The following is a 17,149-nucleotide window of genomic DNA, read 5'->3' as shown; positions in this document are numbered from 1 at the left end:
CAGGAAGATAATGTGCGGTCTGGCCACACAACCGGGATGGTAAAATAGCTATTATTGGATATGGAAAAGGAGAGGCCTTATGGAACCCTCTGAAGAAATCGGGTACGAAGAAAATTTTGCGCAATTTACCAAAATGCTGATGGCCTTGGGTGAATATTATCATCGAGGCATCAGCCCCATGGTGGTGGATTTTTACTGGCAAGCCTTACGGGGCTATCCACTGAGTGAAATTAAAAGGGTCATCGGTGTGCATTTGACACATACGGAGTCCGGGGTTTATTTACCGAAAGTGGCAGATTTTATCCGGCTGCTGGACGGTGGTCATAAGGATAATGCGGCTTTGGCCTGGACCAAACTGGAAGAGGCCTTGAAGCATGTGGGGACCTATCAGGATATTGTGTTTGACGACCCCTATCTGCATGCCGTGATTCGGGATATGGGGGGATGGATTCACTTTGGGGAAATCACGCTGGATAAATGGCCATTCGTGGGGAATGATTTTCGGGCGCGATATACCGCTTATCGCTCACGCGGCCTCACGGGGTTGTATCCGGCCAGCTTGCGCGGGCGCTCCAATGGAGAGAACTGGAGCGCCAGTTTTCCACTGGATCCGCCGGTACTTTGGGGGGACCGCGCACTGTGCCTGCAGGTGATTACACATGGGGAAAAAGCGGAGCAGGTTTTTGCGCTGTTGAATGCTCAGAGTGTGCCCTCGGTCACCCAAAAGAAGGTGGATAAAATAGCCTGGATGGATTCTAACGAAAAATCGCAGAAGGAAAAGGAGGACGAATATGTTGTCTCGTGATTTTAATGTACGCAGTTTGTATGCGCCCTTTGCGCTGATTGGGCGCTGCAGCCCCTGTTTTTTGCTGATGACCCTGACCTTATTGGCCGTCACTTTTTTACCGGGGATAGCGCTCTTTGGGATTTTGTTTCTATGGATTCCCGCGTTATGGGTGCTGTATGCCAAGGTGTATTTTCACTGGTCGTTTGCGGAAACCTGGGGACGGGTCCGGCGTCATGTGCGCCCCATACTCATTCTCTTGGCCTTTTATTCTGCTCCGGTCATCCTGCTAACAGGACTAATTCAAATGGACAGTCTGCAGAGCTATCAGGCCTGGATGTATCCTGGGGCGGGTGCAGTACATAGTCTATGGTTACGGTTTTGCGATAATTTCCCTCTGGTATTGGGGCTGATTATTGTGGGCTTTTTCCTGTTCTGGCCGGCCATATCCGCGATTATGTTTTCGGCTCAAAAGATTGCCGTCATGGATATGATTCTGTGGACTTCGGAGATGCTGGAACGGCTGACTTTTCGCGTGTGGTTGTCAATAGGGATCATTGTAGGGGGAGGGTATTGGTTTTGGGTCAGTGATATGCCGAGCCTTTTTAAGTCCTGGGAATCACTGGCTATGATCGTTGTATTGGCAATATTGACCGTGCTATCTTCTGGATGGGCCTTTGTTTATGGACTGACTTTGGATAAGGATATGGGTGTTTCGGATGAGTAAGATTAACAAATGGCATTTTTATAAGCATGAATCCACTGCCCAAAAACCGTCATACCAGGGGAAGCCTTTGGTGATTTCCGGGGCTGGATTTCATTCGGGCAATAAACTCATTAATGAAATGATCTATGCTGCGCACAAGTCCTGGCGTTATCAAAAGGCACCTGAGAAGGAGTCTATCAATGCAGTGGTTATTGTGACGATTCCGCGCAATGATGAAGAAGCGCTGGTGTCTGTGCTGTTCAATCCAAAAATAGAATTCAACGAAAACAGCCATCCGGCTCTGGAAATGGATGCTTATGTGAAGGCGGTCGAATACGTGAAAGCGGTGTCAGCCAACAAAATGCACAGTAATGTCCTTTCCAAACAGGCCGTCAACTACATTGCCCAGGAAAAAGCCAAAGAAATCACCTGGAATTAGACAACAGACGCCTGACCTTCCCTTGCTCAAGGCGTCTCGCCCAAAGATGTTCCAATCGATGGGCTTTTAAAAAATCCTACAAATAACCGCTTTTACAAAAAAATAACGCCAAAAAGTGCGTGGTAATCTGGATATGGAGGTATTTCGCCATGTCCAAAATCGATCATCAAATTGTAGGTATTTCTGTAGGGCTCTTGATATTTCTCTATCTGGAGAGCCTGGGTTACGGTGTTTTTTCCAGAGTAGGTGCGGCCTTTTTAGCCTTTTGGGGCGCGACCGCTCCAGACTGGCTGGAAATTGCCCATGCCGAAAAAGGGTATAACGGCAAATGGCAGCGGGTCTCGGTCATTCCGCATCGAACCTTTACCCATTGGTTACCCCTCTGGACGCTTCCGGCTATAGCGGTTTTGTATTTTCTTCCCGTCCATGGGCAAATTTTCTTGCATCCCTATCGGGCAGACGCCTTGGCCTTGTTACTCGGCTTTTTGACCGGCGGTTTGTCCCATCTGATTTGCGATATTCCCAATCCAACCGGGGTTCCTGTCCTTTTGCCCACGGCCAAACATCGTATCAGTTTGCGTTTGTGGAAGTCCGGTTCGGGGTTTGAATGGCTGGAGATTCTCTTGTTTTGGGGGGTGACGGCGGGGGCCTGGTTGTTACTCCCGGGGTAGAGCGCGGGATCAATTTGATCCCGGGCCTAGCTCATACCAGAAAGATTCGCTTGTGGTTGGATATTGGAGGAAAAGCATCATGCGACCCACATATTGGCATCAGTTTAAAGCGCACGGCAAACTGCATATCCTGGAATTTGTTTTGTCCACCGTGCTTTTTGGGTTCTTCGGGGAACTGGTTACCCTGTTTCAGTACAGCACGATTACGCTTCCATTTGCTGTGGTAGCTGGATGTATTACCGTTCTGTTCTTTGTTTTTCAAGAATACGAACGTAGCAGCCGAATTTTTGATTATGAGCAGGGCCGTAGAACGGGATGGTCACAAATTTTACGGGTAGACGGGAAAAGTTACGGTTCCTACACCGCTACTCAGATCAAGCAAACTGAATTGGCTGTGCTCACGGACTACGGCTATGTGATTCATCTGTTTTTTGCGAAAATGTGGTGGACGCTGACCAAGCTGTTTCGGTTTCTCGGCGTGATCGCCATCGTTATGTTGGTTATGGCCGCATACACCTGGCAAGTCTATCCCGCCTTGGTGCATAGCGATATAACCACTTGGTTGCATACGGGCGATGCGTACCCTATGGATATTCTTCTCCGCCAGTGGGCTGCTGACGGCCTCATACCCGCATATATCCTGCTTTGGCCGACCACGTTTTCTCCTTCCTTGGAACCGCTCGGGGAATCACTTATGCGCAAGGAAGTCGCCGAGCGATTACAAGGAGAGCGGTGTTACAAGGTGCGCAACATGGTTGACCATGAAAAGCTGAATATCAAAATTCGGTACATGCCGGAGACGTTTAGCGCGTGGGACCTGCAACACCTTTCTGACCAGACCGCCGCCGAACTCGAAAAGTGGCATCCAGGGATCAGGCAAAAACTGCTGGCGCAAAGGGCCACGGCAAGCCACGAATCCCCGTATTAAAAAGAAAATACACACGCTGCTTTGTGCAGGTCGCGGGCGGTTTAGGTTTTTGCCAATTTTTGCAAGTGGGAAAAATCAAGAGCTTAGCGGTATGCAGCTGCGGGATCAATTTGATCCCCGCGCCATTCCTTAACAGATATCTGGAACTATGCCAGGAGCGTTTTTTATGCGTTATCATCACAGACATCACCATAGTTATGTCAGCGCCAGAAGTTATGCCTGGGCCAACAATGCTCAGACGCGGAAAGGTGTGACAGAGGCTTATTTCGCTCGCAGAGAAGCCGAAGCGGAAAAAGGGCGGGCTATTTGCCGGAATCTTCATGTGGGGGATTGTGTAGAATATTGCCACGAGGATGGATTTGATCTACATCTTACCATAGTGGAAATTACGCCATTGAAGATTGTTACGCGTGAAAGGATGCATCCTGAACGCCAGTGGATTTTTGGCGGACCCGAATCTTTGTATCCTGCCAAATTTGGGTCGTGCCATGTAACCTGGCCGGCCATGCTCACTTTGGAGGATCCTGGAGATGCAACATAGTGGGTTAGTGGGGTTTTTGCCCATTTTGGCGAAAACCTGGGGATCAAATTGTTGTGGAATGGCCTTAATACGCGTTGCCTGAGAGGGGCAAGGATTTTTCGAACGGGATCAAGGGCCGCAAACAAGTAAGATTTTATTGAAAACGTAGACTATGTTCCCCATTTGCCAATTTGGGCAAGTGGGAAATCAATAAGTTACGGTATATAGGTGTGGGGATCAATTTGATCCCGGCACCATTCAGTAACAGATATCTGTGGCCATTACACGTTGCATAAGAGGATTTTTTAATGAACGAGATGATGGAAATGCAAACCAGCAGTAACTTGCCATTGGCTACCATGCAAATGGATGGGGACCACGTACAGACCGTCAATGCCCGCGACCTGCACACCTTTCTGAAAGTGGGTAAGGACTTCTCCAACTGGATCAAAGACCGTATCAATAAGTACCATTTTATTGAAAATCAGGACTTTTTAGTTTTCGCCAATTTTGGCGAAAACCCTCAAGGCGGTCGCCATGGCGGTCGTCCAAGCAAGGAATATCATCTGACTCTGGACATGGCGAAAGAGTTATCCATGGTCGAGCGGAATGCCCAAGGCAAAATAGCCTGACAATATTTCATCCAGTGCGAAAAAATGGCAAAAGAGGCGGCTCATGCCGCGCCTGGGATCATAGAGTGGGATAACCCACTTCAGGTTGCTGGTATTTTGCAGCAGGCCATGCAGCGTGTGATTAGCCTGCAGGACCAACTGGACAATAGTACCCCCAGACTAGATGCTTCATATTTTCCGGATGGGCAGCGCCCGCCCATGATGACAACGGAAGAAAGAGTAATTTTGCTGTACCAAGAAATCCAGAGGGTCGAACAAGAAATTGTGACGCGCGGCTATCAGGGGAGGCTCAGGGACGTTGTTTCCAGTGAACTGGGGAAATCCGCAGGAAGCATCCAAAGAGCAAGACGCTTTGGGGAAGCGTTTTTTCGACTGCACAAAATCGATCCAGAAGCTGCAGGCAAGATTTTGATAGGGCACTTGCGCGGGGCGATAGGTTCATTGCATCAAATTAATGGCATGAAAAATTCCGATGCCAAAAAAATTGGGAAGAAGATCCTTTTTGCTGATAAGTCCACACTGATTTCCGAACTCTTTTAATTTCGATGACAATTTTTATGGCACGTAAATGCCTGGAATATGATGCGTAATAGGGACGTTGCAGGTGCGGGATCAAATTGATCCCGCAACCTTGGCCCTCTGTGGAAAAATCACCTTACAAAAAAAACCGGATTTTGGGCCTTTATTGCGCCACTAAAGCCTCCAATGCTTCCGTATCATGGCCTCAATGGTTATTGGTTGAGGGTTTTATGGGACTTATGGATACAACAGCATCGGCACGGCCTTTGGGCGTGGACATGGCACATCGGGGTGAGTACAAGCCTCCGAAGGTTCTCAGACGGGGAGATATCCCTCCGCCCAAAGAAACCGTGCGTGACCTGTTAATCAAGGCGCTGAAAACCGGCAACCAAGATTGGGAGAGTTTATGCCAGGCGGCCAAGGCCTATCCACATAAACAGGTTTCAGCCGTATTGACCCAACTCTTGAAAGAAGAACTGGCCGCTTTGACGCCAGAGGGGAAATTTGTCTTTGCGCCGCCCGTTGCCCAGACAAAAACACCGGCTGCCCAGGCGGAAAAGGCACAGCATGATACAATAACGACCAGACAGAAAGTGGCGAGCAAAAGCGCTCTGGATGGGTTAAAGCTTTTGATTATGGTGTTGGCTAACCGATCTTTTGAAGCAGAAGAACGGTATCAACGCCTTTTGCAAGACACGCATTCTGAACTCCAAGCGGAGCGGCAGGCGCGATTGATTTTGCAAAATAAAATACTCGCCACGTTCGAAAGTAAATAGGAGGTTATTTTGGGACAAAAAAAGAACTTGTTGCGCGAGTTGATGAATGGAGCCATTCCCTGTGATGGCTGCGCGCATCGTGCCCGTTGCCAGACGGAAAGCCTTTCTTGTGCGGATTTTAGCTATTGGGTGAACACAGGGAAAATTCACGTGAGTGAAAAGCGCGTGCCCAAGAAAATACGGAATATTGCTTAACAAAGGAGAATATTTTGCACGTTTATACCGAACCCTACGCAGGCACTGCCCCGATTGTCCAGTTGATTCAATCGGCCCGAAAGGAAGTCAATCTTGAGGTTTACTTTTTGAGTGATCGGAAAATTCTCAATGCGCTCAAAGCCGCCAATGAGCGGGGCGTAAAAGTCCGTATCATTCTGGAGAAAAAACCCTATAAGATGCCCGCCTGGAAAATCTCTCGGGAAATGCGGGAAGCACAGGCCACGGGTGCGGCCGTACAATGGGCGCCGTATCGTTTTACTTCCCATGGTTCTTACTGGGCCTTCGACCATGCATTATGTCATCTTTAGATCGCGTTGCGTACGATTAGTGTTGTTATAAAACAATCATATAAAATCTCTAGCAACAGATTCAGTGTAGCGCCCGTGGTCTCATCATGCAAGATTCAGCCTGTTAAACAGCGCTGGTCATAAGTCAGTTTTCAGCAAAAATCAGCGTTTGGATTGTTGGCCTTTGAGAACCTCAGTGTTTCGCTAATGCGCATAATATTTCAACGGACTAATGATTCATATTCCGCGATATGGGGTGGTAAACACCTGGTGCTGACAGATGGCAAACGAATGACGCTGATTTACATTCCTGGTCAATCTTCCTGCGACTCCAACCCATCGAAGACGTAAATGCCTTGCCCCGCCTTCCGCCAGCGCAGCCAAAGCACATAAAAGATACCCAACAGCAAAAACACTCCAACAGTCTGATCAATACCGGCCGCAATATATTTCGGGCCATAGATGAAGAACAGCACCTCCACAGCAGAAAGACTAATGATCACGACCAACGATCCGAGCAGGAGACCGGCGTGGTGATGCGTCTTATAATGGTGCCGGACAGAGTGGTGCTGAATCAATAAAAAACGCATCATGTTGATCCCATCCAGTAAGAATTCCGCAACCAGAAAGAACCCCGCTGCGCTCAGTGCCAGGTTGAAGAGGTTCCGCATATTGGGGAAGAAAACCTGCATGAGGACGACCGCCATCGCCAGCAGGATAGGCAGGATGATGGACCAGTGCGGTACGTGCCCACGATTCAGTCGACCCAGCCACCCTGGCATCACCTTATCCCGAGACATGGCGAAAAGGGCACGAGACAGGATGAAGGTGGTGAGCCAGAGGCTACCGGCGGTTGACGCAACAATCGCCACGCGCATCCATGGGAGGAATTGCGGGGAAACCGTTGCCGCCCAGAGACTCAGGGTATCACTGGTGTTTTGCAACCGTTCGAGCGGCACTTGATGTAGGAGCAAGGGCCAGATCAGCAGGTAGTAAAGCACCACGCTCACGGCTCCGATAATTCCTCCCCATCCCGGGGTGATACGCGGTTTTCTGGATTCTTCTGAGGCGTAAGAGTCGATTTCCCATCCGTCCACGATGGTGGCGGCCACTACCATGCAGACAATGACGCCGGCCCAGTGAATATGGCTGAGGGAAAATGAGCCAGCCCCCACTGCGGGCGGTCCCCAATGGGAATACCCAACAATCGCCATGAAGGCGACGGATACGATTTCGATGTACAGAAATATCTGCGTAACCCTGGCGGTGATGTGCGCCCCGAATAACAAAACTCCCGCCGCAAACAATGCCCAGAACGTGGCCCCAACAATTTGCAGTCCGGTGCCGGGGTGCGGTACTCCCAGTGCGCCCAGCGTGAACTGCGCTGCCGGAATCAGTATTGGTGGGATCGACCAGAAATAGGCCATGATCACGATCCATGCCTGAAAATTCGAGTAATCGATGCCCATTATCTGCCGGGACCAGTGATAGGAGGCTCCGGCATTGGGAAAATGTTGATTCAGCGACAGGAATATCCAGGAACACAGAATGAAGGGTATGGCAATCAGCACGATCGCCAAAGGCACCTCTGCGCCTGCTGCCTGGACCATGGCCGACCCCGCCGCCGCCACGCTGAAGATAGGGGCCACGCTGGAGATGGACAGACTGGACAAATCAACAAACTGAAATGTCTTGTGTAGCGTCTGACGGGCATCCGCAGGCATGACAGCCTCCTTAGACACAAGGCAGATCAGGAACCCGACAACAGTTTTCCTGCCTCCGACAAAGCCTGGTTTCGGCGCGCACGCAACCAGGCAAACCATGGTTCCAGCCCTGTTCCCGTGGTGGCGGAAATCTGCAGCACCTCGGCATGATGCGCTACTTCGTGCAAGTAACCGAGGCAACGTTCCAGGTCGAAGGAGAGATAGGGCAATAGATCGATCTTATTGATCAGAATTAAGTCCGCGCCGTGAAACATGTGGGGGTATTTTGCTGGTTTGTCTTCGCCCTCGGTGACCGCCAGAATGACCACCCGTGCGGCTTCACCGAGATCAAAGAGAGCCGGACACACCAAGTTTCCGACGTTTTCGATGAAGACGACGGAACCGGTAGCCGGGTCAATCTCCCGCAGTCCCTGCGCTACCATATCCGCTTCCAGATGACAGCCTTGGCCGGTATTGATCTGCACCACATTGCAACCCGCCTGGCGTATGCGTTCTGCATCGTGGGTGGTTTCCTGATCGCCCTCCACGACCGCCAAGAGAAACTCGTCCGCCAGCTCTGCCAAGGTTTTTTCCAGCAGGGTCGTCTTCCCGGCGCCAGGTGAACTCATGAGATTCAGGGAAAACACGCCCCGTCCTGCCAGCCAGCCACGATTGCGTTCCGCAAGGCGATCATTTTTGTCCAGAATACGGGCCTCCAGAGATACCAGGTGGCCATCCTCGTCCTTCGGTACATGGGGATGAGAGTGAGAGTGGGAGCCTGTACTACCGTGGGTATGCGCATGCTCCATTTCATCATCATGCCGGTGCTCTTGGATATATCCGGGCATATCACCCGATGATTCCAGAGTATCCGGATCCGCCCGCCCCGCAACATCCAGGCGCGTTATCCGCGTTTGCGCTCCATCGGAGCAACCACAGGTTTTACACATCACTGCACCTCCATATCCTTGATGTTGAGTTCCTTGCCGGCCACACAGATCAGGTCGCCTGCACCACACGAACAACGTCCAAATACTTGCCGCAGAGGGACACGTTTGCCACAGGACCGGCATTCGCCCTCACCGGGAATCTCCAGCACTTCAAGATCCGCCCCCTCCAGCGCTGTGCCCTGACTGCACACATCGAAGCAAAAGCGGATGGACTCCGGCACTACCCCCGATAACAACCCCACTTCCAGCCGTACCCGGATCACCTTGCGACCACGGGCCTGCTCGCTGCAGATGGAGACAATGTTGCGGGTGATCCCAAGTTCGTGCATCTCGGTTCCTCATCTAACAGATTCGTGGCAACTGTTCGCCCACCAACATGTCAACGATGCGCTCACCGCCGAAATGGCTGCTCAGCACGACCCTTCCGGGGGGCCCCGCGAGCACCTCGCCGATCACTCCGGCGTAGGTGCCTTCCGGGCAGGAGCGTAGCGCATCCAGAGCAGCCCCGGCCTCTTCCTTTGGCACGACTGCAAGGAGTTTGCCTTCGTTGGCCAGATAGAGTGGGTCCAGGCCGAGCACTTCGCAGATACCTCTGACCACAGGGCGGACGGGAATGCTATCCTCCACAATGCGCATGCCTACGCCAGCCCCCGCAGCAAATTCGTTGAGCACTGTGGCCAAGCCACCGCGAGTTACGTCGCGGATGCAGCGGGTGCCTGGTGCTGCCATCAGCAGCGCGGCGATGATCCCATTCAGAGGCTGGCAATCGCTTTCCACATCGGCGTCCAGGGACAGATCGCCGCGCGCCTTCAAAATGGCAGCGCCATGATCCCCCAGGTGACCATTCAACAGCAGTTGGTCACCCGGTCGGATCCGTGCGATCTCCAGATGAACACCTGTTGGAATGATTCCAATGCCAGCGGTATTAATAAACATCTTGTCCGCGCTGCCCCGGGGCACCACTTTGGTGTCCCCTGTGACAATCCTGACCCGCGCTGCCTGTGCTGCCTGTGCCATGCTGCACATCATTTTCTCCAGAATAGTGAAGGGCAGCCCCTCTTCGAGAATCAACGAGCAACTCAACACAATGGGCCGTGCGCCGCCCACCGCCAGATCGTTTACGGTACCATTGACGGCCAGCGTGCCGATGTCGCCGCCCGGAAAGCTGAGGGGATCGACAACATATGAATCCGTGGTGAAAGCGATCTGGCCACCTGTTCCAAGGGTTTCCAGCACATCAATGCGGGCTTGATCCTCCAGAGGCGTGGCACTGGAGGCACCCAGGGCGGGCAAAATCAATCCTTCGATCAGATCTCGCATGGCCTTGCCACCACTGCCATGGGAAAGGTTGACTACATTACCATGAGGTCTTTTGACGCGTGGTTGCAGATTTGCAGCCATCAGGACACCTCCTCTGACTTAGTGTGAATATTTCCCGGCATCTTTCCATAATTGAAGTAGGCGGCACATGCTCCTTCCGAGGAAACCATCAAGGAGCCCAGTGGCGTTTCCGGGGTGCATGCGGCACCAAAGACCTTGCATTCCCAAGGTTTTATGACCCCTTTGAGCACCTCTCCGCATTGACACGCCTTAGGATCGGCAATGGACAGATTGGGTACGGTAAAGCCGCGCTCGGCGTCAAAGGCGGCAAAGCGATCGCGGATTCTTACCCCGGAATGGTCGATGGAGCCGAGTCCCCGCCACTCGAAGTATTCGCGAATTTCGAACACTTGCTGGATGGCGTCGAGAGCCTGGGTGTTGCCCGCTTCGGGTACGATCCGTGCGTACTGGTTTTCCACTACACAGCGCCCCTCGGCCAATTGTTTCAGCAGCATCCATAGGGACTGCAGGATGTCCAGAGGCTCGAATCCTGCGATCACCACGGGTTTGTGATAATGCCCGGCGATAAAGTGATAGGGATGGGTGCCAATCACCATGCTGACATGACCAGGGCCGAGGAAACCGTCCAGCTCCATATCGGATGAGTCAAGAATAGCTTTGATGGTGGGCAACGTCGTAATGTGATTGCAGAATACGGAAAAATTGGATACCTGCTGGCGTTCTGCGGCAAGAATAGTCAGCGCCGTCGCCGGCATGGTCGTTTCAAAACCGAGACCAAAGAATACCACTTCCCGGTCCGGGTTATCTCTGGCGAGGGCCAGCGCATCCAGCGGCGAATAGACCATCCGCACATCCGCACCCGTGGCCTTGGCCTGCAACAGGCTCTTGCGCGAGCCGGGAACCCGCATGGCGTCACCAAAGGTAGTGAATATCACTTCTGGACACTCGGCAATCGCCACGCAATCGTCCACCCGGCCCATGGGTAGCACGCAAACCGGACAACCTGGCCCATGCACCAGTTCCACCGAGGACGGCAGCATCTGCTCAATACCGTATTTGAAAATGGTATGGGTGTGGCCACCGCAAAACTCCATAAGTTGTAAGGGTCGGTTCGCGGTAGCCGGGATCAACGCTGCCAGCCTTTGAATATCCTTGACCAAATAGCGGGCCTTTTCAGGATCCCGGAACTCATCCACGTAACGCATCTTCGGTTACCTCCGCCTGTAAGTCTCCGCGCCGGTCTGCCAGGATGGTATGCACCAGATCCCAGAGTATGTGAAAGGCCGTGACGTGGCATTCCTGGATACGGTGGATACTGTCCGTCTCCACCACCAAGAGGTAGTCCACCAGGCCGCTTGTCTGCATCTCACCTCCCTGCATGCCAGCAAGGCCGAAAGTTACCATGCCGATTTCCCGGGCCTTGCGGTAGGCGGCCATGAGATTGGTGGAGTTGCCACTGGTCGAAAAGCCGAACAGCGCATCCCCCTGCCTGGCCAAGGCTGTCAATTGCCGTAAAAACACATGCTGAAAACCCACGTCATTACCGACGGCGGTCAGCATGGCCCGGTCACTCACCAGACTGTGCGCAGCCAAAGCCGGACGGCCCGTGGTAACAGGGTGCATGAACTCGACCGCCAAGTGGTCCGCATCACAGGAAGAGCCACCGTTCCCCATGGTGTAGAGTACGCCGCCAATCTGATAAACCGCTGCCAGGGCTGCCGCCATGGAAACCAGTGCCTCTGCGTGCACCGCAAAAAACTGTGCCTTGACGTTCCGGCTTTCGGCGGATTTCTGCCGCACAGACTCCAGCAGCGTCATTTTTTCCCGCTGCGAATTTTTGGCTTGGCCATGCAGAAAAGGATAGAGCTCCTGTAGAGGATCCATCATTGCACCTCCTGGCGATTACGCCATGGGACCTGTTGACGCGGACTCCCGCATACGATCCATTTCCAGTTGGGCTTCGCCCAGTTGCGTCAACACATCCAGCGTCAGGGCTGCTTCTTCTGCGCTGATGCGACTCATGGCAAAACCCACATGTACCAGCACCCAGTCACCGACACAGGACTCTGGGGAGTGCTCCGCATCGGTAATGCAGGCGATATTGACCTCCCGTCGTACCCCATTGATGGCTACCTCCGCCCGCCGTTCTCGCGCGCTGATGACTCTGGTGATCTGACCTGGAATACCTAGACACATGGCTCATGCCCTCCTGCAATATGATGTTGACCAGTAACGATTTGCGCGGCCGCCACCACAGCCTGCCCAAAAGCGAGGCCGCCGTCGTTGGCGGGGATCAGATGCGGAACCAGAACCTCCAGCCCCAAGGATTCCAGAGCCTCCCGGGTTGCCCGCAGCAGGGTCAGATTCTGAAAAACGCCCCCTGACAAAGCGACGGTAGTGGTCCAGGGGGTGGCACCCAAGGTCCTCCTGATTAATTGCACCAGGCTGGCGGCGAGGCCTTTGTGGAAGCGCGCAGCAATCGTTTCTACCGGAATTCCGCCCTGGAGGTCGTCCAGCAACGGCGACCACAAGGTTCGCGGATCCATCTGAATGAAGTGTTTTTCGCTTTCAGCGATCTCGAAAGGATAGCCAGGTTCCGAGGCATTTCCCATGACAGACAGATCGACGCTGGCCTCCAGCAGCATGGCCGCCTGCCCTTCATAGCTCACCCGGTCCATACACAGGCCACAGACTGCGCTGACGGCGTCGAAAAGCCGTCCGGCAGAGCTACAGAGCGGTGTGCAGACGTTTCTGTCCCGCATATGTAACAACTGCTCCACCGGCTTTTTGCCAAGGTATTCCATGATGGACAGATTAGTGAATCGTTGGCGTGCAACAGGCCAACCGAAGGCATCCGCAAACTGCACAAGGGCGTTACGCCACGGTTCACGCATCGCGAGATTGCCCCCCGGTAAAGCGGACGGGCGCAACCCACCCAGGTGACGAATTTCGCAGTAACTCACCTGCAAACACTCACAACCCCACAAAGCGCCCGCATCGCCCAGACCCATACCGTCCAGCGCTAAGGCGATGATCGGCGGATGGTCCAGCGGCAGGCGGTGTTCTGCCATGACGGCCGCAATATGGGCGTGATGGTGTTGTACGGAAATCAGGGGGAGGTCGCTTTTTTCCGATATCTCCACTCCCCACTTGCGCGACAGATATTCGGGGTGACGGTCCACTACGACGGCTTTGGGTACATGCTGAAAAATCCGGGCGTAGAGGGCATGATTCCGGACAGTGTCATCCCAGACCGCTGCCTGTTCAAGATCGCCCATGTGCTGGGAAAGGATTGCTTGCCCGTCCTTGATCAGGCAGAAAGTGTTCTTGAGCTCCCCACCTAACGCCAGCAAGTCCGGAGACGCATCGAACCCCTCGGGCAGCGGCAATGACTCCGGCGCGTAGCCACGCCCCCGGCGCAGCATCATGGTGTCGTCTCCCGCCATCTGTATCACAGAATCATCGACGCGGTTGATGATTGCCCGATCATGGGTCAGCATCCAGTCGGTCACTCCCCGCAGTGCCCGGACGGCAGCCGCATCGTCAACAACCTGCGGAGCATCCGAGAGATTTCCACTTGTCAGTACAATCGGTCGGTCCATCCGGCGCATCAGGAGATGGTGCAGGGGGGTATAGGGCAGCATAAACCCGAGCCGCTGCATCCCCGGCGCAATATCGAACGCCAGGGAGTCGGTGTTCAAACGGTTCAGCAGCACGATGGGCGCCTGATGAGACTGCAGCAAATTCTCTTCTGCGTGGCTCACGTGCGCATAGCGACGCACGATCTCCAGATCCCTGGCCATTAACGCCAAAGGCTTATGGGGACGGTGTTTGCGCAGGCGCAAAGCGGACACTGCATGGTCATTCGTGGCATCGCAGGCGAGATGAAAACCGCCAAGCCCTTTGATGAGGACGATTTCCCCGCGTTTGAGAAGATTGGTCGCCGCGTCCACCGCGTCCAGTTGGGTATACCGGTCGGCACTGACCGCGTGGCCATCGAGCCGGACGAGCCGGGCCTTCGGGCCGCAGGCATGGCAGGCCACCGGTTGCGCGTGGAAGCGCCGGTCTTCCGGATTTTCGTACTCCGCACGGCAATCCTTGCAGAGGGGAAAGATGTTCATGGAAGTATGGGCGCGGTCATAAGGAATGTCTTCGAGGATCGAAAAACGCGGACCACAGTGCGTACAATTGGTGAAAGGATAACGATAACGCCGATTGAAGGGATCGAAAATCTCCTGTAGGCAGGCAGGACAGGTAGCGGCATCGGGCACCGCCCCCGTATGTACCTCTCCAGAGCGGCTGGTACTGATGCTGAAAGTTCCCTCAGGCGGATCTTCGCACAAATATCCGCGCACCACCTCGTCAATGCGTGCGAGGGGAGGTGGTTCGTCGCGCAGCCGGATCAGAAATCGATCCCGCTCTGATGCAGGCCCCCAGATCCGGATCAGCACGCCTTTCCCATCGTTGCATACATCGCCAGAGAGTCCACAGTCGCGGGCAAGGCGCCAAACCGCAGGACGGAACCCAACGCCCTGAACCAGTCCGCGCACCCGGACTTCCTCGCCCAGGGTTGCGGTCTGGTCTGGGGAGAAACTCATGACCGTCTGTCCCAAAGCAGGACACGGTTGTTACCCGAGTCGGCGATGATCACGCTCTTTCCCGCAGGAGAAATCCCATAGGGCCAGCACAGCGTATTGCGCCCCACCACGCCCCAGCGGTTATCCCCCTTGTGCTGAAAACCATCCTGACCGGCAAGGGTACGTGCTGGAGCATCCGTCAACAGATCGTCCGCCTGCCAACCCAACAGCCGGCTGTTGGCCGTATCCGCCACAATTAGCCAGTTTTCCGTGGCGGTCACCCCATAGGGCATATTGAAGCAGGCCGCATTGGGAAAATAACTACCACGATTGTGGGCGTTCTGAGTAAAATCGGGCTGCCCGAGGACCATATCGGCCATCTGACCATGATGTTGTGGTGCCCCACGCCAGAGTAACACCCGGTTGTTCCCCGCATCTCCAATAACCAGCCAATCCTTGAAACGGGTTACCGCATGGGGCCAGCGCATACTCATGGCGTCCGCTTCATGACCACCGTTCTCGTCCCGGCAATGAAAATCTGCTTGGCCCAGGACGCCGTCCGCAGGTTGTCCATTTCCCGTGGGAATCCCTTCCCACCAGAGAACGCGACGGTTGCCCGAATCCGCGACATAAAGCCTGACCCCGTCCCAAAAGACCCCATAGGGCCAGTACAGGGTAGACGCGGATGGTTGCGACGCACCGCAATTGATTTCCATCGACACAAAATCGGTTTGGCCGAGAACCAGATCCGCCGGAGTATGGCTTTCATTCGGTACTTTATGCCAGATCAACACCCGGTGGTTCCAGACATCTGCCACCGCCATCCCGTCGCCAACCGGACAGATTCCGGTGGGAACATTCAGCGATGCCGCGCCCACAGGGCCGTGAGCATTGCGTCCCCCGTCCCGCTTGAAGTCCGGCTGACCAATGAGCCAAGTGGCAGGCTGACCATCCGCTTCGGGTAACATCGGCCACCCCAGCAAGCGATGATGGCCGGTATCCGCCACCCAAAAAGATCCGTCAGTCATGAGACTGGCCCCGCGAGGACCGAAAAGCGTCTGCGAGGAAGGAGCCACAGGAACGACGACCCCCTTGGGCTGTACCTGCTCCCCCAGGATGACCCGTGCTCCGGTCTCTACCAGTAACTGCTCTGAAGGGCTGGCGGCTGGCCGGTTCCGGTTGGTGGCACTCAGGGGAAGGGTATATTCAGTCATGATTCCTCCTCACCTGGATCTCGCCATCGACCATCCGCACCGCCCAGGGCTCCAACTGGATTTCGGGTATCGTCAGACATTCTCCGCTCTCCAACGCAAACTGGAATCCGTGATGCGGACAAGTCAGAACACCAGCTGGATCTATCTCTCCCTCATCAAGAGGCATACCCAGATGGGCGCAGGCATTACGGTAACAGTGCACATCCCCATCCGGACCGCGCCAAAACAGCAAGGCATCGGAAAGAACATCCCGGGCGAGCAGGCTGTTTCGCGGCAGATCCTCCAGCCGCAGTGCCGGCAGCCAGGGATGACGCCCGCCAATAGCAAAGGGGCTGATACGCTGTTCAGTCCCTTCACCGTTCGGCACGGTGGCTGCATGTTGACGACCTACCGTTTCAATATGGCATATTTCCGGGCAGGCCTCGCGGATTGCTTTCTCCACCCCTTCCGACAGGGTCAGTGAGGAAGATGGGCAACCGTGACAAGACCCCAGCAAGCGCAAAACTACCGTATCGGGCGGACGCAATTCGACCAGTTCGACATTGCCGCCATGGCCTTCCAGACCTGGGCGCACACTATCCAGTGCCGCTTCGATGCGTTCCTGCAGGGAGGGCCGAACCAGACCCAGGGTCCGCAGCACCGCATAGACATACGGATCTGCTGCAGCTTCCCGCAAGCCGGTGGCCCCCTGTGGAGCATTCTGCACGGTACGAATAAGACGCCGCAAACATTCCCTGTAAATCGCCTCCCAGCCATTGCGCAGTGCCAGCACCGTTCTTAGCTGTGTTTCATCCCATCCCTGTATGATTTTTTCGAGGCTGCCCAACCGGGCAATATCTTCTGTCAGGGTATCAGCTTCCCTGCTTTCAATGTCCTCAGGCACGGG

At 54.2% G+C, this 17,149-nt stretch carries 21 protein-coding genes; 11 read left to right on the top strand and 10 right to left on the bottom strand.

Annotation, left to right across the window (positions count from 1 at the left end):
* Positions 1-79: 79 nt before the first annotated feature.
* The 11 genes from GCD22_RS08655 to GCD22_RS08605 all read left to right on the top strand — a co-directional run bounded on the left by GCD22_RS08655 (position 80) and on the right by GCD22_RS08605 (position 6,499).
* Positions 80-805, top strand: a complete 726-nt coding sequence (locus tag GCD22_RS08655) for a DUF6475 domain-containing protein (RefSeq protein WP_081576936.1) — start codon at positions 80-82, stop codon at positions 803-805.
* Entirely contained in the window at positions 792-1,511 is a 720-nt protein-coding gene (locus GCD22_RS08650) for a hypothetical protein (protein ID WP_153940687.1), read from the top strand. Before GCD22_RS08655 ends, GCD22_RS08650 begins: the two co-directional genes overlap by 14 nt.
* Positions 1,504-1,929, top strand: coding sequence for a hypothetical protein (locus tag GCD22_RS08645; RefSeq protein WP_153940686.1), 426 nt, complete (start codon positions 1,504-1,506; stop codon positions 1,927-1,929). The genes GCD22_RS08650 and GCD22_RS08645 overlap by 8 nt, the downstream gene beginning before the upstream one ends.
* Positions 1,930-2,078: 149 nt before the next feature.
* Positions 2,079-2,600 carry a metal-dependent hydrolase gene (locus GCD22_RS08640; RefSeq protein WP_153940685.1) on the top strand — a complete coding sequence of 174 codons (522 nt, stop codon included), beginning with the start codon at positions 2,079-2,081 and terminating at the stop codon, positions 2,598-2,600.
* Positions 2,601-2,742: 142 nt separating this feature from the next.
* Positions 2,743-3,528, top strand: coding sequence for a hypothetical protein (locus GCD22_RS08635; protein WP_153940684.1), 786 nt, complete (start codon positions 2,743-2,745; stop codon positions 3,526-3,528).
* Positions 3,529-3,694: 166 nt separating this feature from the next.
* On the top strand, positions 3,695-4,069 hold the full coding sequence (locus tag GCD22_RS08630) for a hypothetical protein (protein ID WP_153940683.1): 375 nt from the start codon (positions 3,695-3,697) through the stop codon (positions 4,067-4,069).
* A gap of 287 nt (positions 4,070-4,356) precedes the next feature.
* The gene (locus GCD22_RS08625; RefSeq protein WP_211371707.1) at positions 4,357-4,680 is read left to right on the top strand and encodes an antA/AntB antirepressor family protein; all 324 of its coding nucleotides are present in this window, start codon (positions 4,357-4,359) and stop codon (positions 4,678-4,680) included.
* 24 nt (positions 4,681-4,704) lie between these two features.
* On the top strand, positions 4,705-5,220 hold the full coding sequence (locus GCD22_RS08620; RefSeq protein WP_153940682.1) for a hypothetical protein: 516 nt from the start codon (positions 4,705-4,707) through the stop codon (positions 5,218-5,220).
* A 209-nt stretch (positions 5,221-5,429) separates the two neighbouring features.
* Positions 5,430-5,975, top strand: coding sequence for a hypothetical protein (locus GCD22_RS08615; protein ID WP_153940681.1), 546 nt, complete (start codon positions 5,430-5,432; stop codon positions 5,973-5,975).
* Positions 5,976-5,984: 9 nt separating this feature from the next.
* Positions 5,985-6,170 carry a hypothetical protein gene (locus tag GCD22_RS08610; RefSeq protein ID WP_031573425.1) on the top strand — a complete coding sequence of 62 codons (186 nt, stop codon included), beginning with the start codon at positions 5,985-5,987 and terminating at the stop codon, positions 6,168-6,170.
* A gap of 14 nt (positions 6,171-6,184) precedes the next feature.
* Positions 6,185-6,499 carry a phospholipase D-like domain-containing protein gene (locus GCD22_RS08605; RefSeq protein ID WP_153940680.1) on the top strand — a complete coding sequence of 105 codons (315 nt, stop codon included), beginning with the start codon at positions 6,185-6,187 and terminating at the stop codon, positions 6,497-6,499.
* 293 nt (positions 6,500-6,792) lie between these two features.
* On the opposite strand, the gene GCD22_RS08600 is transcribed toward GCD22_RS08605, so the two are convergent.
* The 10 genes from GCD22_RS08600 to GCD22_RS08555 are packed head-to-tail and all read right to left on the bottom strand — an operon-like array spanning position 6,793 to position 17,146.
* Positions 6,793-8,202, bottom strand: a complete 1,410-nt coding sequence (locus tag GCD22_RS08600; RefSeq protein WP_153940679.1) for an APC family permease — start codon at positions 8,200-8,202, stop codon at positions 6,793-6,795.
* Positions 8,203-8,228: 26 nt separating this feature from the next.
* Positions 8,229-9,131 carry a hydrogenase nickel incorporation protein HypB gene (gene hypB, locus GCD22_RS08595; protein ID WP_170286722.1) on the bottom strand — a complete coding sequence of 301 codons (903 nt, stop codon included), beginning with the start codon at positions 9,129-9,131 and terminating at the stop codon, positions 8,229-8,231.
* Complete coding sequence (locus tag GCD22_RS08590) at positions 9,131-9,460, bottom strand: hydrogenase maturation nickel metallochaperone HypA/HybF (protein ID WP_153940678.1); 330 nt, start codon at positions 9,458-9,460, stop codon at positions 9,131-9,133. The genes hypB and GCD22_RS08590 overlap by 1 nt, the downstream gene beginning before the upstream one ends.
* Before the next feature lie 13 nt (positions 9,461-9,473).
* Positions 9,474-10,532 carry a hydrogenase expression/formation protein HypE gene (gene hypE, locus GCD22_RS08585; protein WP_153940677.1) on the bottom strand — a complete coding sequence of 353 codons (1,059 nt, stop codon included), beginning with the start codon at positions 10,530-10,532 and terminating at the stop codon, positions 9,474-9,476.
* Positions 10,532-11,677 (bottom strand): hydrogenase formation protein HypD, encoded by a 1,146-nt coding sequence (gene hypD / locus GCD22_RS08580; protein ID WP_153940676.1) that lies wholly within the window; start codon positions 11,675-11,677, stop codon positions 10,532-10,534. The genes hypE and hypD overlap by 1 nt, the downstream gene beginning before the upstream one ends.
* Complete coding sequence (locus tag GCD22_RS08575; protein WP_153940675.1) at positions 11,661-12,359, bottom strand: D-sedoheptulose-7-phosphate isomerase; 699 nt, start codon at positions 12,357-12,359, stop codon at positions 11,661-11,663. The genes hypD and GCD22_RS08575 overlap by 17 nt, the downstream gene beginning before the upstream one ends.
* Positions 12,360-12,374: 15 nt before the next feature.
* On the bottom strand, positions 12,375-12,668 hold the full coding sequence (locus tag GCD22_RS08570) for a HypC/HybG/HupF family hydrogenase formation chaperone (RefSeq protein WP_081577133.1): 294 nt from the start codon (positions 12,666-12,668) through the stop codon (positions 12,375-12,377).
* The gene (gene hypF / locus GCD22_RS08565; protein ID WP_153940674.1) at positions 12,659-15,070 is read right to left on the bottom strand and encodes a carbamoyltransferase HypF; all 2,412 of its coding nucleotides are present in this window, start codon (positions 15,068-15,070) and stop codon (positions 12,659-12,661) included. The genes GCD22_RS08570 and hypF overlap by 10 nt, the downstream gene beginning before the upstream one ends.
* Entirely contained in the window at positions 15,067-16,263 is a 1,197-nt protein-coding gene (locus tag GCD22_RS08560; RefSeq protein ID WP_153940673.1) for an NHL repeat-containing protein, read from the bottom strand. The genes hypF and GCD22_RS08560 overlap by 4 nt, the downstream gene beginning before the upstream one ends.
* The gene (locus tag GCD22_RS08555) at positions 16,256-17,146 is read right to left on the bottom strand and encodes a NifU family protein (protein ID WP_244947613.1); all 891 of its coding nucleotides are present in this window, start codon (positions 17,144-17,146) and stop codon (positions 16,256-16,258) included. The genes GCD22_RS08560 and GCD22_RS08555 overlap by 8 nt, the downstream gene beginning before the upstream one ends.
* Positions 17,147-17,149 lie beyond the last annotated feature (3 nt).

The sequence above is a fragment of the Acidithiobacillus thiooxidans ATCC 19377 genome, from assembly GCF_009662475.1.
GTDB classification, from domain to species: domain Bacteria; phylum Pseudomonadota; class Gammaproteobacteria; order Acidithiobacillales; family Acidithiobacillaceae; genus Acidithiobacillus; species Acidithiobacillus thiooxidans.
Note: the sequence above shows the minus strand (reverse complement) of the source record. Positions and strands in the feature narration are given on the sequence as shown.

Coding starts and splice junctions, on each gene's coding strand:
- GCD22_RS08655 (WP_081576936.1), top strand. CDS start 80: ATGGAACCCTCTGAAGAAATCGGGTACGAAGAAAATTTTGCGCAATTT.
- GCD22_RS08650 (WP_153940687.1), top strand. CDS start 792: ATGTTGTCTCGTGATTTTAATGTACGCAGTTTGTATGCGCCCTTTGCG.
- GCD22_RS08645 (WP_153940686.1), top strand. CDS start 1,504: ATGAGTAAGATTAACAAATGGCATTTTTATAAGCATGAATCCACTGCC.
- GCD22_RS08640 (WP_153940685.1), top strand. CDS start 2,079: ATGTCCAAAATCGATCATCAAATTGTAGGTATTTCTGTAGGGCTCTTG.
- GCD22_RS08630 (WP_153940683.1), top strand. CDS start 3,695: ATGCGTTATCATCACAGACATCACCATAGTTATGTCAGCGCCAGAAGT.
- GCD22_RS08625 (WP_211371707.1), top strand. CDS start 4,357: ATGAACGAGATGATGGAAATGCAAACCAGCAGTAACTTGCCATTGGCT.
- GCD22_RS08620 (WP_153940682.1), top strand. CDS start 4,705: ATGGCAAAAGAGGCGGCTCATGCCGCGCCTGGGATCATAGAGTGGGAT.
- GCD22_RS08615 (WP_153940681.1), top strand. CDS start 5,430: ATGGGACTTATGGATACAACAGCATCGGCACGGCCTTTGGGCGTGGAC.
- GCD22_RS08600 (WP_153940679.1), bottom strand. CDS start 8,202: ATGCCTGCGGATGCCCGTCAGACGCTACACAAGACATTTCAGTTTGTT.
- hypB (WP_170286722.1), bottom strand. CDS start 9,131: ATGTGTAAAACCTGTGGTTGCTCCGATGGAGCGCAAACGCGGATAACG.
- GCD22_RS08590 (WP_153940678.1), bottom strand. CDS start 9,460: ATGCACGAACTTGGGATCACCCGCAACATTGTCTCCATCTGCAGCGAG.
- hypE (WP_153940677.1), bottom strand. CDS start 10,532: ATGGCTGCAAATCTGCAACCACGCGTCAAAAGACCTCATGGTAATGTA.
- hypD (WP_153940676.1), bottom strand. CDS start 11,677: ATGCGTTACGTGGATGAGTTCCGGGATCCTGAAAAGGCCCGCTATTTG.
- GCD22_RS08575 (WP_153940675.1), bottom strand. CDS start 12,359: ATGATGGATCCTCTACAGGAGCTCTATCCTTTTCTGCATGGCCAAGCC.
- GCD22_RS08570 (WP_081577133.1), bottom strand. CDS start 12,668: ATGTGTCTAGGTATTCCAGGTCAGATCACCAGAGTCATCAGCGCGCGA.
- hypF (WP_153940674.1), bottom strand. CDS start 15,070: ATGAGTTTCTCCCCAGACCAGACCGCAACCCTGGGCGAGGAAGTCCGG.
- GCD22_RS08560 (WP_153940673.1), bottom strand. CDS start 16,263: ATGACTGAATATACCCTTCCCCTGAGTGCCACCAACCGGAACCGGCCA.